The organism is Olsenella sp. HMSC062G07 (genome assembly GCF_001811895.1).
In the GTDB taxonomy this organism is placed as follows: Bacteria; Actinomycetota; Coriobacteriia; order Coriobacteriales; family Atopobiaceae; genus Olsenella_F; species Olsenella_F massiliensis.
The window spans coordinates 829,361-844,847 of record NZ_KV806951.1; the positions used below are offsets into that span (position 1 = coordinate 829,361).

Here is a 15,487-nt window from a genome sequence, read left to right on the forward strand (position 1 = left end):
CGCCGCGGACGGGCTCTCAGCCCGCTCGTCTCACGCGCGGGGCGTCGCCCCGTGTCGCAGCCGCCGGCGCCCGTCTTTCTCGTCCCGCCGCGCACAGGCGCTCCCGCGGCGCATACCTGCTAGAATCAACCAGCGTATGTCCGCGTGTAGGAAAGGTCTTCCCTATGAGTGAGAGCGTAAGCGAAAGCACGGGCTGTCCGACCTACGACGCCCAGGCCATCGAGGCCACGTGGCAGGAGGTCTGGGACCGGGAGGGCCGCTACGCGACCGACGAGGACCCCTCCAAGCCCAAGAAGTACGTCTTGGAGATGTTCCCGTACCCCTCGGGCGACCTGCACATGGGCCACGCCCGCAACTACACCATCGGCGACGCCATGGCACGCCAGGCCCGCATGAGGGGCTATGACGTGCTGCATCCCATGGGCTTCGACGCCTTCGGCCTGCCGGCCGAGAACGCCGCCATCAAGCACCGCACTCAGGCGGGCGCCTGGACGCGTGAGAACATCGCTCAGGCCGTCAAGACCATGCGGCGCATGGGCTTCTCGTATGACTACGACCGCATGTTCAACACCTGCGACCCCGAGTACTATCGCTGGGGCCAGTGGATGTTCATCAAGATGTGGGAGAGGGGCCTGGCCTACCGCGACACCTCCCCGGTCAACTGGTGCCCCACCTGCCAGACCGTGCTTGCCAACGAGCAGGTCGTCGACGGCAGGTGCTGGAGGTGCGGCTCCGTCCCCGAGAAGCGCAAGCTCTCGCAGTGGTACCTCAAGATCACCGACTACGCCCAGGAGCTGCTGGACGACCTCGACCAGCTGGACGGCTGGCCCGAGAACGTCAAGGCGCAGCAGCGCAACTGGATCGGGCGCTCCGAGGGCGCCGAGATCGACTTCAGGCTGGCCGCGTCGGACGGCGTGACGCCCACGGACCGCGTCGTATCGGTGTTCACCACGCGCGCCGACACAATCTTCGGGGTGTCGTTCATGGTCCTGCCGCCCGAGAGCGACCTCGCCGCCGAGCTCGTGGCCGGCACCGCGTACGAGCCGGCCTACCGCAAGCTCAGGGAGGCCACTGAGAAGGTCAGCTCCGTGGAGCGCCAGGGGTCCGACCGCGAGAAGCACGGCGTCCCCACCGGTCGCTTCGTCATCAACCCCGTGAACGGGCGCCCCGTGCCCGTCTGGGTCGCGGACTACGTGCTCATGGACTACGGGACGGGCGCCGTCATGGGCGTCCCTTGCGGCGACCAGCGCGACTTTGAATTCGCCCGCAAGTACGGCCTGGAGATCGCCCCGATCATCTGCGAGAAGGACGACCCTCTCTACGACGAGCTCAAGGACGAGCGCGAGCTGCGCGTGCGCTCCGTGAGCTGGGAGCGCGCCATGAGCGCCGAGGGGTTCCTCGTGCAGTCGGGGGAGTTCACGGGACTTAAGGGCGGCAAGCACTCCGAGGCGGTCGATGCCATCGTCGCATGGATGGACGAGCATGGCTGCGGACGCGCGAAGGTTCAGTTCCGCCTGCGCGACTGGCTCATCAGCCGCCAGCGCTACTGGGGCAACCCCATCCCCATGATTCACTGCGACGACTGCGGCGACGTCCCCGTGCCGCTCGAGGATCTGCCCGTCCTGCTCCCTGACGGCCTCGACCTGGGCGCGGGGGAGACCCTCGCCCAGTACGCGCCGTTCTATGAGACCACCTGCCCGCGCTGCGGCAGGCCCGCGCGTCGCGTCACGGACACGATGGACACCTTCACCTGCTCGAGCTGGTACTACCTGCGCTACTGCGACCCGCACAACGACGCGGCGCCCTTCTCGCGCGAGGCCGCAGACCGCTGGATGCCCGTGGACAACTACATCGGCGGCATCGAGCACGCCATCCTGCATCTGCTCTACTCGCGCTTCTGGACCAAAGTCCTGCGCGACCAGGGCATGGTCGGCTTTGACGAGCCGTTCACCAACCTGCTCTGTCAGGGCATGGTCAAGGACGAGCACGGCGACGTCATGAGCAAGTCCAAGGGCAACGTCGTGCCCCCGGCGAGCGTCATCGAGCCCTACGGCGCCGACACGATGCGCCTGGCCATCCTCTTCATCGCCCCTCCCGAGAAGGACTTCGACTGGGACGTGGAGGCCGTCGCCGGCGCCAACCGCTTCATCAAGCGCGCCTGGCGCGTCGTGTGGGAGCTGAGCGCCGCAGGCGCTACGGGCGAGGTGGACCCCTCCTCCCTCGACGACGGAGCGGCTGAGCTCTACCGGACCCTGCACGCGCTCGGCCTGCGCTGCACGGCCGACTTTGACCGCGGGCAGTTCAACACCGCCATCTCGGCCTGCATGGAGCTCGTGAACGCCGCGAGCAAGTACCTCCTCGCGGTCGATGCGTCGGGTCGCGACGCCGCCGTGTGCCGCCGCGTCGCCCACGACATCGTGTGCATGCTCGCCCCCATCTGCCCACACTGGGCCGAGGAGCTGTTTCACGCGGCGCTGGGCAGGGAGGGCTCCGTCTACGACGAGCCGTGGCCCGCGTTTGACGAACAGGCGGCAAAGAGCGACAGCGTCGAGATCGTCGTCCAGGTCAAGGGCAAGAACCGCGCGCGCATCACCGTGCCTGCGGACATCTCGAAGGAAGAGCTCGAGCTCCTGGCGCGCGAGGCCGTGGCCGCCCAGATCGAGGGCAAGGACGTGAAGAAGGTCATCGTCGTCCCGGGCAGGCTCGTGAACGTCGTCGCGGTATGACGCCCTGACGCCAATCGCAGCGGACGTGCAGGAGCTGTGTGCGCCGCGCCCGGCTTGCCTTCGTCGTCCGGCTGACGTATAGTATGTGGAGCTTAATCGTGATCGTTCGAGGAAGTGGGGCAGAACCTTTGCCCCGCTTCCTTTTAGTATGCAGGTACGTTGTGCCGGGAAGGGGACTGCATGGCTTCGTCCGAGTTGGAGATGCGGCTGCTGGAACTGCTCGAGCCGCTGGCCGCCGAGCATGGCGTCGACCTCGTCGACCTCGAGGTGACCGCCTCGCGCAAGGCGCCCTGCGTGCGCGTGCGCATTGACCACTCCGACGAGGGGTCGCCCGCCATCACGCTGGACGAGGTGGCCCAGCAGACCCGCTGGATTTCGGACGCGCTCGACGCGGCGGACCCCATCGAGGGCCCGTTCACGCTCGAGGTGTCGTCCCCCGGCCTCGACAGGCCTCTCTCGAGGCCCCGCGACTTCGAACGCTTCGCAGGAGAGCAGGTCGTCATCAAGACCACGGCGGCCGAGGGAAGGAGCCGCTATACCGGACGCCTCAAGGGGCTGGCCGGTGGGAAGGTCGTCGTCGAGTGCGACGGGGAGACTTTCTCGCTTGACCTTGAGGACGTCAAGTCCGCAAAGCTGAAGCCAACGTTCTAGGCCCGCCGCCGAGGAAAGGAAAGCAACACATGGCAGCATCCGACATGATGAACGCCCTGATGGCGCTCTGTGAGGAGAAGCACATCGACCAGGGCGAGCTCATCCACAACCTGGAGGAGTCCCTGGCCGAGAGCTACGGCAAGGTCCTGCGCCTCCCGTTTGGCGCGAAGGTGACCATCGACCGGGAGTCCGGCAGCGTCTACGTGTACGAGCTCGTCCCTGACGACGACTCCATGATCCTGGACGAGGAGGACGAGCATTACGGCGAGTACACACGCTTCACCGAGCGCAACGTGACGCCCTCCGACGCCAGCCGCTTTGCGGCGCAGCATGCCAAGAGCGTCATCAACGAGATGGTTCGCAACTCCAGCCGCCGGCAGATCTTTGACGAGTTCAAGGACCGCATCGGCGAGCTGATCACGGGCACCGTGCTGCAGACCACGCCTGAGTTCACCTTCGTCAAGATTCGCGAGGGCGTCGAGGCGGAGCTGCCCTACTTTGACCTCACCCGCCATCCCGACGAGCGCAACGAGCGACCTGCCGGCGAGCGCTACAGCCACAACGAGCAGATTCGCGCCATCATCATCGACGTGCGCGACCCCGACTCCAAGCAGGCGCCCATCAAGGGAGAGCGCCAGCGCCCCACCATCGTCCTCTCGCGCACGCACCCCAATCTCATCACGCGCCTCTTCGAGCTTGAGGTCCCCGAGGTCTACGACCACGTGGTCGAGGTCCGCTCCGTCGCGCGCGACGCCGGCGTCCGCTCCAAGGTGGCCGTCTCGTCCGTGGATCCGCGCCTCGACCCTGTGGGGGCCTGCGTCGGCCCCAAGGGCAGCCGCGTCCGCACCGTGGTGAGCGAGCTCAAGGGTGAGCGGGTTGACGTGGTCCTCTGGGACGACGACCCCGCCAGGTGCGTCGCCAACGCGCTTTCTCCCGCACGGGTGAGCAGGGTCGTGGTGGACCCCGAGACGAAGCACGCCACCGTCATCGTCCCCGACGACCAGCTGACGCTCGCCATCGGCAAGAAGGGGCAGAACGCCCGCCTGGCCGCCCGCCTCACGGGCATGCACATCGACATCAAGAACGAGACGCTCGCCGACGACATCCTCGGCGGCCTCGGGGCCGACCTTGACCTCATCGGCGCTGAGGAGCGTCGTTGCCACTACGTCGGCCCCACCGGCATCAAGTGCCGCAACCTGGCGCGACCCGGCTCCAACTACTGCGGCATCCATGAGAGCCACCACGGCATCGAGGACGAACAGTCCGCCGAGGCCGACGCCCTGCGCTAGCGGGCGACCTGACAACGACAGTCCCGCTCGCGAAGAGTACGGAAGGTGATTCAATGCCCAAAATGAGAGTTCATGACCTTGCCAAGGAGTTTGGCGTCACTAGCAAGGAGATGCTCGGGTATCTCTCCGACATGAAGATTCCGGCCAAGTCGGCCTCGTCGTCGCTCGAGGAGGCCTACATCTCCATCATCCGCAAGAAGATGAAGCCCATCCTCGAGGCCAACGCCGCCAAGATCGAGGCAGAGAGGCGTGCCGAGGAGGAGGCCAGGGCAGCTGCCGAGAAGGCTGCCGCCGAGGAGGCGGAGCGCAAGCGTATCGAGGTGGAGAGGCGTCGCGAGAAGGAGCGCGCCGAGGAGGAGGCCCGTCGCCTCGCGGCCGAGGAGGCCCGTCGCAAGGAGGAGGAGCGCCGCGCCGAAGTGGAGCGCAAGCGCAAGGAAGAGGAGGAGCGCAAGCGCATCAAGGACACCGCGCCCCGGACGACGACGAGCTTCACGAGTCTTCTTGACCAGATCGCCGAGCAGGAAAAGGTCCTCAAGCAGCGCGAGGAGGACAAGGCGCGCAAGCGCGAGAACGCCCGCTCCGCCCGCAAGGACGCCACGCCCGGCGAGCGGCGCGGCTCTCGCTTTGCCCCGCATTCTGGCGAGGGCGCAAGCCAGGCCCGCCCCGACGAGGGCGACGGCCGCGGCAGGGGCCGCAAGGGTTCCAAGCGCGCCCAGGGCGAGGACCGCTACAGCCGCATGGCGCGCGAGGCCGAGGAGTACACGCGCGCGAGCCACGTCTTCGAGGAGGCTCGCGAGGCCATCGAGGAGGCCCGCCAGTCCACCGGACGGCGCAAGAAGCGCAAGGAGCGTCGCCGTCAGCAGCAGGCGGAGGCGGCCGAGGTGGAGCGCATCCAGGAGGCCATCAAGAACGACCAGGACCTCTCCCAGCTCGACACCGTCAAGGTCCCCCAGGGCTCCACGGTCGCAGACCTCGCCAAGCTTCTGGGCGTGCCGGCCAACGACATCATCAAGCGGCTGTTCCTTCTGGGCACGCCGCTCACGGTGACCGAGTCCATGTCGGACGAGCTCATCGAACTCGTCGCGGACGACCTCGGCGCCGACGTCAAGGTCATGAGCAAGGAGGAGGAGAACTCCTTCACCTTCTATGACGACCCCAAAGACCTCAAGCCCCGCCCGCCCGTGGTCACCGTCATGGGCCATGTCGACCACGGCAAGACCTCGCTGCTTGACGCCATTCGGCACACGGGCGTGGCCGAGGGCGAGGCGGGCGGCATCACGCAGGCCATCGGCGCCTCCCAGGTCAAGATCAACGACCGCGTCATCACCTTCATCGACACCCCGGGCCACGAGACCTTCACGGCCATGCGCGCCCGCGGCGCCCGCGTGACGGACATCGTCATCCTCATCGTGGCGGCGGATGACGGCGTGATGCCCCAGACCATCGAGTCGATCAACCATGCCAAGGCGGCCGACGTCCCCATCATCGTCGCCGTCAACAAGATCGACAAGCCGGGCGCCGACCCCACCCGCGTCCGTCAGGAGCTCTCGGAGTACGGCGTCATGCCCGAGGAGTGGGGCGGGCAGAACATGTTCATCGACATCTCGGCCAAGCGCAACCTCAACATCGACGCCCTGCTTGAGGCGGTCCTGCTTGAGGCCGACGTCCTTGAGCTCAAGGCCAACCCGGACACCTTCGCCTCGGGCAACGTCCTCGAGGCGAAGCTTGACCGCGGCCGCGGCTCCGTGGCGACGCTGCTCGTCAACCGCGGCACCCTGCGCGTGGGCGACGCAATCGTCGCGGGCATGTGTTATGGCAAGATTCGCGCCATGGTCAACCCGCGCGGCGAGAGCGTCGACGCCGCCGGCCCCTCCGACCCGGTCGAGGTCCTGGGCCTCTCGAGCGTCCCCATGGCCGGTGACGAGTTCCGTGTGTTCCAGGACGAGCGCGACGCCCGCAGCCTCGCGGACGAGCGCTCCCTCAAGGCGCGCATCGAGGAGCAGAACAAGGTCAAGCATGTGACGCTCGAGAACCTCTTCTCCACGATGGAGGAGTCCGACGTGCGCGAGCTCAACCTCATCATCAAGGCCGACGTCCAGGGTTCCATCGAGGCGCTGCAGGACTCCCTCGACAAGATGGACCAGAGCGAGGTGCGCATCAACACGATCCACTCCGCCGTCGGCGCCATCTCCGAGACGGACGTCACGCTTGCCGACGCCTCCAACGCCATCATCATCGGCTTCGGCGTGCGCCCCGAGTCCAAGGCTCGCTCCGCCGCGGAGCGCCAGGGCGTCGAGATTCGCACCTACAGCGTCATCTACAAGGCCATCGAGGACATCGACGCCGCGCGCATCGGCATGCTCAAGCCCACCGAGCAGGAGGTGCAGACCGCGTCGGTCGAGGTTCGCAACACGTTCAAGGTGCCCAAGGTGGGCGTCGCCGCGGGCTGCATGGTCCAGGAGGGCGAGGTCTCCCGCGACGACCTATGCCGCCTCGTCCGCGACGGCATCGTGGTCTACGAGGGCAGGCTTGCCTCGCTGCGTCGCTTCAAGGACGACGTCAGGAGCGTCAAGGCGGGCTTCGAATGCGGCATCGGCCTCGTGAACTTCCAGGACTTCCATGTGGGCGACACCATCGAGGCCTATCGAGTCGAAGAAGTCGCACGTACGGAGTAAGACATGAAGCAGAATCAAAATTCGCGTCGCGTCAATCGGCAGGCCCGCGAGAAGCTCGCCTCCATCCTGCTGTTCGAGCTGTCCGACCCCGACCTCGCGCTCGTGACCATCACGGGCGTTGAGGTCTCGGTGGACAAGTCGGTGCTGCGCGCGTACGTGAGCTGCGAGCCCGATCGCTACGAGTCGGTCTCGGCCGGGCTTGCCCGGGCCCGAGGCCGCATCCGTTCGCTTCTGGGTCATGCGCTAGGCTGGCGCGTGACGCCGGAGCTGATCTTCCAGATCGACACGACGGCCGACGACGCCGAGCGCATCCAGAAGGCCCTCACGAACGTGCCGCCCACGCTTGCGGTCGAGAAGGACGCGGACGGCTATCCCCTCGACGCCGCCGGGGCCGCGCGGGACCACACCCAGGAAGGCGGGCGGTAGCCGCATGGGACTCACACCCAATCGCGAGCAGGAGGAGGCCTTCGCCGACATCGCCCGTCTCATCGAGGCGAGCGACGAAGTCGCCATCTGCGCCCACACCTCTCCCGACGGGGACGCCATAGGCTCCGGCCTCGCGCTGGGGATGATCATCCGTCGGGCATGGCCACAAAAGCGCGTCTGGAACCTGCTCGCCGACGACGCTCCCGTCCCGAGCATCTATGCCTTCCTTCCCGGGGCTGACCAGATGGTCCGCGCATGCGCCTACCAGGGACGTCCCGACCTCTTCGTCAGCGTTGACCTGTCCGTTGACGCACGGCTCAATGACGGCGCGGCGGTGCTTGCGCGCTCCCGGCATCACGCGATCATCGACCATCACCCCTGCCTCTCTCACACGGGCGAGGCCTCCGTCATCCGGCCCTCCGCCGCCGCCAGCGGCGTCATCGTCACCGAGCTGGCGCTGTTCTTGGGCGTCAGGCTTGACGCCGCCATGGCCCAGTGCCTCTTCTGCGCCATCGTCACCGACACGGGCCGCTTCCAGTACCAGAACGCCGACCCCGAGTCCTTTCAGGTCGCCTCGCTGCTCGTCGACGCCGGGGCGTCGCCCTCGGAGGTCTCGCTCAACGTGTACCAAAGCTTCAGTCTGAGCTACCTGCACCTTGAGTCGGCCGTCATGGGAAGGATCACGACGTTTGCGGGGGGCAAGATCGCCTACAGCTACGCCACCCAGGAGGACCTCGAGCGCACGGGCGCGAGCCTTGACGAATGCGACGGGCTCATCGACGTCGTCCGCAGCGTCGCCGGCAGCGAGATCGCCCTCTTCCTCAAGGAGATACCCGGAGGCCAGGTGCGCGGCAACCTCAGGTCCAAGACCACGCACGACGTGTCCTCGGTCGCGGCGTCGCTGGGCGGCGGCGGGCACGTCGCCGCCGCGGGGTTCACGGTTGACGGGACGGTCGACGAGACCCTGGCGACCGTCCTGCCCAAGCTGCGCGACCTCGTGGACGTTCCCGACTGGCGCGACGGGACGGGGAGCCTCCAATAGTGCGACGCAGGGCGAGTCTCATCAACGGCCTTCTGGGCCTTGACAAGCCGACTGGCATGACGAGCCATGACGCCGTCGCGGCGGTGCGCCGCGCCCTCGGCGAGCGGCGGGTCGGCCATGCCGGCACGCTCGACCCCTCCGCCACCGGCGTGCTCGTGGTCGGGGTGGGGCAGGCCACGCGGCTTCTGGGACTGCTTGCCGCCGACCGGAAGTCGTACGAGGCGTGCGTCGAGTTTGGCTTTGAGACCGACACGGACGATGCGCAGGGCACGCCCACGGTCAGCGCGGACGTTCCGTGCGCGCTGCGTGACGCCGCGCGCGCCCGCGCGCTGCTGGCGAGCCTCACGGGACGCTCGCTCCAGGTTCCTCCGGCCTACAGTGCCATCTCCGTGCGGGGCCGCAGGGCCTACGACATCGCCCGCTCGGGCGGCGCGGTCGAGCTCGAGCCGCGGCCCGTCGTCGTGTACGAGGCGACGCTCGTGAGCATCGAGCCCGGCGACCCTCTCAGGTGGCGCTGCCGCTTCGAGGTCTCCAAGGGCACCTACGTTCGCGCTCTCGCCCGCGACCTTGGCCGCATGGCCAAGACGGCGGCGCACCTGTGCGAGCTTCGGCGCACCGCCTCCGGCGGGGTGAGCCTGAGCGACTGCGTCACGCTCGAGCGTCTCGCGAAGGACGGTCCCGCCGCCCTCGAAAGCCGGCTCCTCGACCCCTGCAAGCTGCTGGACGCCCGTCCGTGGCACGTGGACGCCCGCGTCGCCGCCCTTGCCGCGCAGGGTCGGGCTCTCGACGCTCCCGCGGGCCTGGGTGAGGGACGGCGCGTGGGCCTGGTCCTTGACGGCGGCCTGGTGGGGGTGTGGCACCGCGACGGGACGCGCCTCAGGTGCGACCTCAACTTTCCCCAGCCCCTGGCGGGGGTGAGACCATGAGCGCCCATGACGGCCTTCCGAGCTACCCCCTCGCTTCCGGCGAGCTGTCCAGGCTGGTGAGGGACTCCCTGCTTCGGGGTCCCGTCACGGGCGTTGAGGTCCGGGAGCTTGAGCGAGGCAGGTCCTGGGCGCGCCCGGGCGTCGTGCTGGGACCTACGAGTGACGTCGCGCTGTGCATCGGGTCATTTGACGGCTTCCACCGCGGCCATCGCCTCCTTGTGACGAAGACCGTGAACGACGCGCGTCGTCGCGGCGCCCTGGCCGCAGCGCTCACGTTTGAGCCGCTGCCCGCTCAGTTCTTTGGCGCCGCAGGAGGCTCCCATCGCCTGCTCTCCAACGAAGAGCGGGTCGTGGCCCTGCTGGGAGCCGGCCTCGACGTCGTCATCGTCCTTGACTTTGACGACGAGCTGGCCTCCACCACCTACGAGGACTTCGTCACGCGGACGCTGCCCCGGCTGATGAGGGTGGGCGCCTTGCATGTGGGAACCAACTTTCGGCTGGGCAGGGGCGGGGCGGGCACGCTCGATCGTCTTCGCGACCTGGGAGAGCGCCACGGCATCACCGTCACGGGCCACGAGCTCCTTGCCGCGGACGGCGTCGCGGTCTCATCGACGCGCATCCGCAGGCTCATCCATGAGGGGGACGTCGAGTGCGCCTCCCGGCTCCTTGGCAGGCTCCCGTTGGTCTCGGGGTCGGTCGGGCACGGCAGGGGCGAGGGGGCCCACCTCGGCTTTCCCACCGCCAACGTCGTCGTGGACCCCACGCGCTGCCTTCCTCGGGATGGGGTGTACGCCGGCGTCGTCGTTCATGGGCGCAGGGCCTGGCCGGCTGCCGTCAACGTGGGCAAGCCCCCCACCTTCTCCTCGCCCGACCCCGCGTTTCTCGAGGCGCATCTTGTGGGGTTCTCGGGAGACCTCTACGGGGACGCCCTGAGCGTGCTCTTCTGCCGCTGGCTGCGCGCCTCGCGTCGCTTTGCCTCCCTCGGCGAGCTCGAGAGGACCGTGCTGGGCAACGTCGCCTGGGTGAGGGACAACATCGGCTCCGCGGGCGTGGAGGTGCCAACATGATCAGCGACGAGGACAAGGAGCGCGTCCGCCAGGCGACCGACCCTCTCGCGCTCGTCGGCGAGACGGTCGAGCTCAAGCGTCGTGGTCGCGACTACTGGGGCTGCTGCCCCTTTCACCAGGAGAAGAGCCCCTCGTTCCACGTCAACCCCGAGACGGGCCTCTGGAAGTGCTTCGGCTGCGGCGCGGGAGGCGACGTCTTTGCCTACGTGATGAGACGCGAGAGCCTGGACTTTCCCGACGCCATCCGCTATCTGGCCGATCGGGCGGGCGTCGAGCTGACCGAGGAGCGCGGAACCGGTCGGCGGGGGCCCCGGCGCAACCGGCTTCTGGCCTGCGTGCAGGATGCCCGTGACTTCTACGCCCTCATGCTCATGCGCGGTCGCGGGGAGGGCCCGGACGCGGCGCGGCACTACCTTGCCGGGCGCGGGTTCGGCTCCTCCGTCTGCAGGGACTGGGGCCTGGGCTTTGCCGAGGGTCGCGGCAGGCTCGTGGCCCATCTGCGCTCAAAGGGCTACAGCGACCAGGAGCTCCTCGCCGCGGACCTCGCCCTGGAGGGGCGCGGCGGGCTCAGGGACCGCTTCTTTGACCGCGTGATCTTTCCCATCAGCGACGAGCAGGGCCGCCCCATTGGCTTCGGAGGCCGCGTCCTGACCGACGCCAAGCCCAAGTACCTCAACACCAAGGATACGACCGTCTTCCGCAAGGGAAAGCATCTCTTTGCCTTCGACCGCGCCAAGGACGAGATGGTCCGCACGGGGACGGCCGTCGTGTGCGAGGGCTACACCGACGTCATCGCCCTGCATCAGGCCGGCTTCACCAACGCCGTCGCGGCCCTGGGAACGGCGCTGACGCTGGACCACGTGACCGCGATCGGCCGCTTTGCCAAGCGTCGCGTCATCTGCATGTTCGACGGCGACGAGGCGGGCCAGCGAGCGGCGGAGCGCACGATCCAATTTCTTGACAAGACGCCGCTCGAGCTGTTGTGCGTGGTGCTGCCGGGAGGGCTCGACCCCGCCGAGTTCCTCCAGGATCGGGGCCCCGAGGCGCTTCGGTCCCAGCTGGAGGTCGCCGTCCCCCTGATGGCCTTCGTCTTCGAGAAGCGCCTCGCCCGCTTTGACGTGACGGTCCCCGGCCAGCGGGTGGCCGCGCTCGACGACCTCTCGTCGCTGCTGGCGCCGCTGGGGGACTCCATCCTTTTGGACGCGTTTGCCACTCAGCTTGCCGGCCTGGTCGGCGTTGACGTCGCCGAGGCAAAGCGTCGCATCGCCGCCCGGCGCGCCGGGCGTCAACATGACGAGCCCGTCCAGACGCCCGCCCTGCGGCATGACGAGCCCGTCCAGACGTTCTCCGGCCAGGCTGCGGGCATGCCCCTGAGGCTCAGCGAGGGCGAGCGTCGCCAGCTGGCCGTCGAGCGCGAGCTGCTCTCCATCATGACGACTGACATCGACCAGGTCAGGGACAAGGGGGAGAGGATCGGCTCCCTCACGTGGGTGGACCCCCGCGACCAGGCGATGGCCTGGGCCATGCTCGCGACGCCCCCGGACAGCACGCCGTCGCAGGTCGTCGGCGCGGCCGCGGCCGTCGTCGCCGAGGCGCCGCAGATCCTCTCGGAGGGGACCATGCCCTCGACGGCCGACATCCCCACCGCCTCCCAGGTGGAGTTCCTAGTTGACATGATGGACCTATGGACCTCGCGCCAGCGGCTGAAGGAGCTCAAGGCGCGCGTCATGGCGGCCCGGGAGGGCGATCAGGCCGACCTGATGCGTCAGGCGAACCAGGTCCAGCAGCACGTCAACGAATTGGCGGCACGTCTGACGCAGGGTGTGTAAGGCCTTACAATTGGGTATCATACCTGCGTCTCTCTCGACGAAAGGATATTTGTGGCTACAAACACGTCTCAGGGCTTCGAAGGACTCTCCCGTGAGCTCCAGGCCGTCGCCAGCATGCTGGTCTCCAAGGGTTCAAAGCGAGGCTCGTCGGTGACGGAGGATGACGTTCAGCTTGCCATCGCCGAGATTGATGTCGATGACGACGAGCTCTCTGACCTGTATGACGCCGTCCGATCCAAGGGCGTGGACATCGTGAGCGCCAACGAGGGGGATGACCCCAAGATGGACGCGGACGACGACGAGGACCTGGACGACGACAAGCTCGACGACGATGACGACAGCGACGACCCCGAGCTCACCGAGGCGCGCGAGGAGGCCAAGGCCGCCAACGAGGTTCTTCGCTCCGCCCCCAAGGCCAAGACGCACAAGCGCTCCAGCCGTGCGCGCGCCCGCAGGACCGACAGCTCCACGGTCATGCTCACGGGCGACCCCGTTCGCATGTACCTCAAGGAGATTGGCAAGGTGGACCTGCTCACCGCCTCCGAGGAGGTGCACCTTGCCATGAAGATCGAGGCGGGCACCGAGGCGAGCGCCAAGCTCGAGGCCGCGGAGGACGGCGAGATCGAGCTCACGCGTGCCGAGCAGCGGCGTCTGATGCGCATCGAGCAGGTGGGCCTTGAAGCCAAGCAGGCGCTCATCAGCGCCAACCTGCGCCTGACGGTGTCCATCGCCAAGCGTTACGTGGGCAGGGGCATGCTCTTCCTCGACCTTATCCAGGAGGGCAACCTGGGCCTCATCCGCGCGGTCGAGAAGTTTGACTACACGAAGGGCTTCAAGTTCTCCACCTACGCCACCTGGTGGATCAGGCAGGCCATCACGCGCGCGATCGCCGACCAGGCCCGGACCATTCGCATCCCCGTCCACATGGTCGAGACCATCAACAAGCTCGTGCGCGTGCAGAGGCAGCTTATGCAGGACCTCGGCCGCGACCCCACGTCAGAGGAGATCGGCGCGGAGATGGGCATCTCCGCCGACCGCGTGCGCGAAATCCAGAAGATCAGCCAGGAGCCGGTCTCGCTCGAGACGCCCATCGGCGAAGAGGAGGATTCCCAGCTCGGCGACTTCATAGAGGACTCCATGGCGGTCGTTCCCGCCGAGGCGGCGAGCGACTCCATGCTGCGCGAGCAGCTCGGCCAGGTGCTGGACGGGCTTGCGGACCGCGAGCGCAAGGTCATCAAGTTCCGCTTTGGGCTTGAGGACGGCCATCCCCGGACACTCGAGGAGGTGGGTCGCGAGTTTGGCGTCACGCGCGAGCGCATTCGCCAGATCGAGAGCAAGACCCTCGCCAAGCTGCGTCATCCCTCACGCTCCTCCAAGCTCAAGGACTTCATGGAGGAGTGAGGCGGCACGTGTCGCGCACCTGGGCGTGCCTTGACGACTCCCGCCGAGATTGCCGTCGGCGCCGTCCCTCGCGCTTTGATGTGTATGCGCAAATCGCCCATTTTTTCTCTTGCGCCCGAGCTTCAATCCGCTATAGTAGTTGTTCGTGTCACGTGCACCAGACATTCCCCGGTGGCGCAGTGGTAGCGCAGCTGACTGTTAATCAGCGTGTCGCAGGTTCGAATCCTGCCCGGGGAGCCATTTGATTGTCCTCGAACCCGCTGGGCCGCAAGCCCGGCGGGTTCGCTGCCTTTGCGTCGAATCTGAGCGCGGGTCCGGCCCCTCGACGGGTGCGAACGCCGGGCATGGGGCTTTTCCGCTCATTCTTGAGGGAGAGATCCCTATGATGGGCCTATGCTAGGATGCTAACGACACGCAAGGACGGACACCGCCCTGACCTCGGAGGCAACGTGGAAGCGACGCAGCAGATCTCTGGCAAGGACGCCTGGTACCCGACGGGTCAGAAGGACGTCTTCATTCTCAGACAGCTCGTCACCAAGGACTTCAAGCTCAAGTATCGCAGGAGCGCCCTGGGCGTCCTATGGAGCGTCCTGAACCCCCTGCTCATGATGATTGTCCTCGCGGCGGTGTTCGGCTCGTTCATGAACAATCGCGCCCCCGAGATCGGCAACTTCCCCGTGTATCTGATCTTGGGCAACACCGCCTGGCAGCTGATGGCCGACGCCACGTCCCAGGGCATGGGGTCCATCATCGGCGCGGCGCCGCTGCTCAAGAAGGTCAAGGTCAACCGCTACGTCTTTCCGGTCCAGAAGGCGCTGTTCGCCGGCGTCAACTATGCGTTCTCGATCTTGGCGATCGCCCTCGTCATGCTGTTCGAGCGCGTTCCCGTGGGACCCACCGCGCTGCTTTGGCCGGTGTGGCTTCTCATGCTCATCGCCTTCAGCTCCGGCCTCTCGCTTTTGCTCTCGGCGCTCTCGGTGTTCTTTCGCGACGTCATGCACCTGTGGGGCGTTGTCCTGACGGCCTGGATGTACCTCACGCCCATCTTCTACTCTGTGACGCTGCTTCCCGACTGGCTGCACAGGCTCGAGGTCTTCAACCCCATGTACTGCTACGTGACCTACCTTCGTCAGATCGTGCTCTTTCAGAGCGTCCCATCGCCCCAGATGCACCTGGCCTGCATTGCCTACGCGCTGGCCTCGCTGCTTTTGGGATACGTCGTGTTTCGTCGCCATGAGCACAAGTTCATCCTCTTCATCTAAACATGATTGCGTCTTAGCAGGTAGATGGCTTAATAATTTTATTTGCGTCCAAATTTGTCCCAACTGGGGCGGTTGGGACGTATCATCTGCGCCTGCAGGGGCGACCACATACGTCGTCGAGCGGGTGCTTGGCGTACGTTTTGGCCACGGCCTCGCAGAGCTGGTCCTCGAGGGTCCTGCCGTAGTGCCGGGC

11 protein-coding genes and 1 tRNA gene are annotated in these 15,487 nt (G+C 67.2%); all 12 read left to right on the forward strand.

All coding sequences use genetic code 11. The features are described from left to right. The first annotated feature begins 164 nt into the window (after positions 1–164). The 12 genes from leuS to HMPREF2826_RS06895 all read left to right on the forward strand — a co-directional run bounded on the left by leuS (position 165) and on the right by HMPREF2826_RS06895 (position 15,294). Positions 165–2,726 carry a leucine--tRNA ligase gene (gene leuS, locus HMPREF2826_RS06840; protein ID WP_070640455.1) on the forward strand — a complete coding sequence of 854 codons (2,562 nt, stop codon included), beginning with the start codon at positions 165–167 and terminating at the stop codon, positions 2,724–2,726. A gap of 180 nt (positions 2,727–2,906) precedes the next feature. Next, positions 2,907–3,377, forward strand: coding sequence for a ribosome maturation factor RimP (gene rimP, locus HMPREF2826_RS06845; RefSeq protein ID WP_070640458.1), 471 nt, complete (start codon positions 2,907–2,909; stop codon positions 3,375–3,377). A gap of 29 nt (positions 3,378–3,406) precedes the next feature. Further along, a complete protein-coding gene (gene nusA, locus HMPREF2826_RS06850; RefSeq protein ID WP_070640460.1) occupies positions 3,407–4,666 on the forward strand; it encodes a transcription termination factor NusA in 1,260 nt (419 codons plus the stop codon). Positions 4,667–4,719: 53 nt separating this feature from the next. Continuing rightward, on the forward strand, positions 4,720–7,341 hold the full coding sequence (gene infB, locus HMPREF2826_RS06855) for a translation initiation factor IF-2 (RefSeq protein WP_070640462.1): 2,622 nt from the start codon (positions 4,720–4,722) through the stop codon (positions 7,339–7,341). A gap of 3 nt (positions 7,342–7,344) precedes the next feature. Beyond that, a complete protein-coding gene (rbfA, locus tag HMPREF2826_RS06860) occupies positions 7,345–7,767 on the forward strand; it encodes a 30S ribosome-binding factor RbfA (protein WP_070640464.1) in 423 nt (140 codons plus the stop codon). A 4-nt stretch (positions 7,768–7,771) separates the two neighbouring features. Beyond that, positions 7,772–8,809 (forward strand): DHH family phosphoesterase, encoded by a 1,038-nt coding sequence (locus HMPREF2826_RS06865; RefSeq protein WP_070640465.1) that lies wholly within the window; start codon positions 7,772–7,774, stop codon positions 8,807–8,809. After that, positions 8,809–9,735, forward strand: coding sequence for a tRNA pseudouridine(55) synthase TruB (gene truB, locus HMPREF2826_RS06870; RefSeq protein ID WP_070640467.1), 927 nt, complete (start codon positions 8,809–8,811; stop codon positions 9,733–9,735). Before HMPREF2826_RS06865 ends, truB begins: the two co-directional genes overlap by 1 nt. Further along, the gene (ribF, locus tag HMPREF2826_RS06875; RefSeq protein WP_070640470.1) at positions 9,732–10,802 is read left to right on the forward strand and encodes a riboflavin biosynthesis protein RibF; all 1,071 of its coding nucleotides are present in this window, start codon (positions 9,732–9,734) and stop codon (positions 10,800–10,802) included. The genes truB and ribF overlap by 4 nt, the downstream gene beginning before the upstream one ends. Beyond that, a complete protein-coding gene (dnaG, locus tag HMPREF2826_RS06880; protein ID WP_070640471.1) occupies positions 10,799–12,631 on the forward strand; it encodes a DNA primase in 1,833 nt (610 codons plus the stop codon). The genes ribF and dnaG overlap by 4 nt, the downstream gene beginning before the upstream one ends. Positions 12,632–12,745: 114 nt before the next feature. Beyond that, positions 12,746–14,032 (forward strand): RNA polymerase sigma factor RpoD, encoded by a 1,287-nt coding sequence (gene rpoD, locus HMPREF2826_RS06885; RefSeq protein WP_082629973.1) that lies wholly within the window; start codon positions 12,746–12,748, stop codon positions 14,030–14,032. A gap of 165 nt (positions 14,033–14,197) precedes the next feature. After that, positions 14,198–14,272: transfer RNA gene (locus HMPREF2826_RS06890), tRNA-Asn, on the forward strand. Positions 14,273–14,481: 209 nt separating this feature from the next. Beyond that, the gene (locus tag HMPREF2826_RS06895; RefSeq protein ID WP_246824709.1) at positions 14,482–15,294 is read left to right on the forward strand and encodes an ABC transporter permease; all 813 of its coding nucleotides are present in this window, start codon (positions 14,482–14,484) and stop codon (positions 15,292–15,294) included. Positions 15,295–15,487 lie beyond the last annotated feature (193 nt).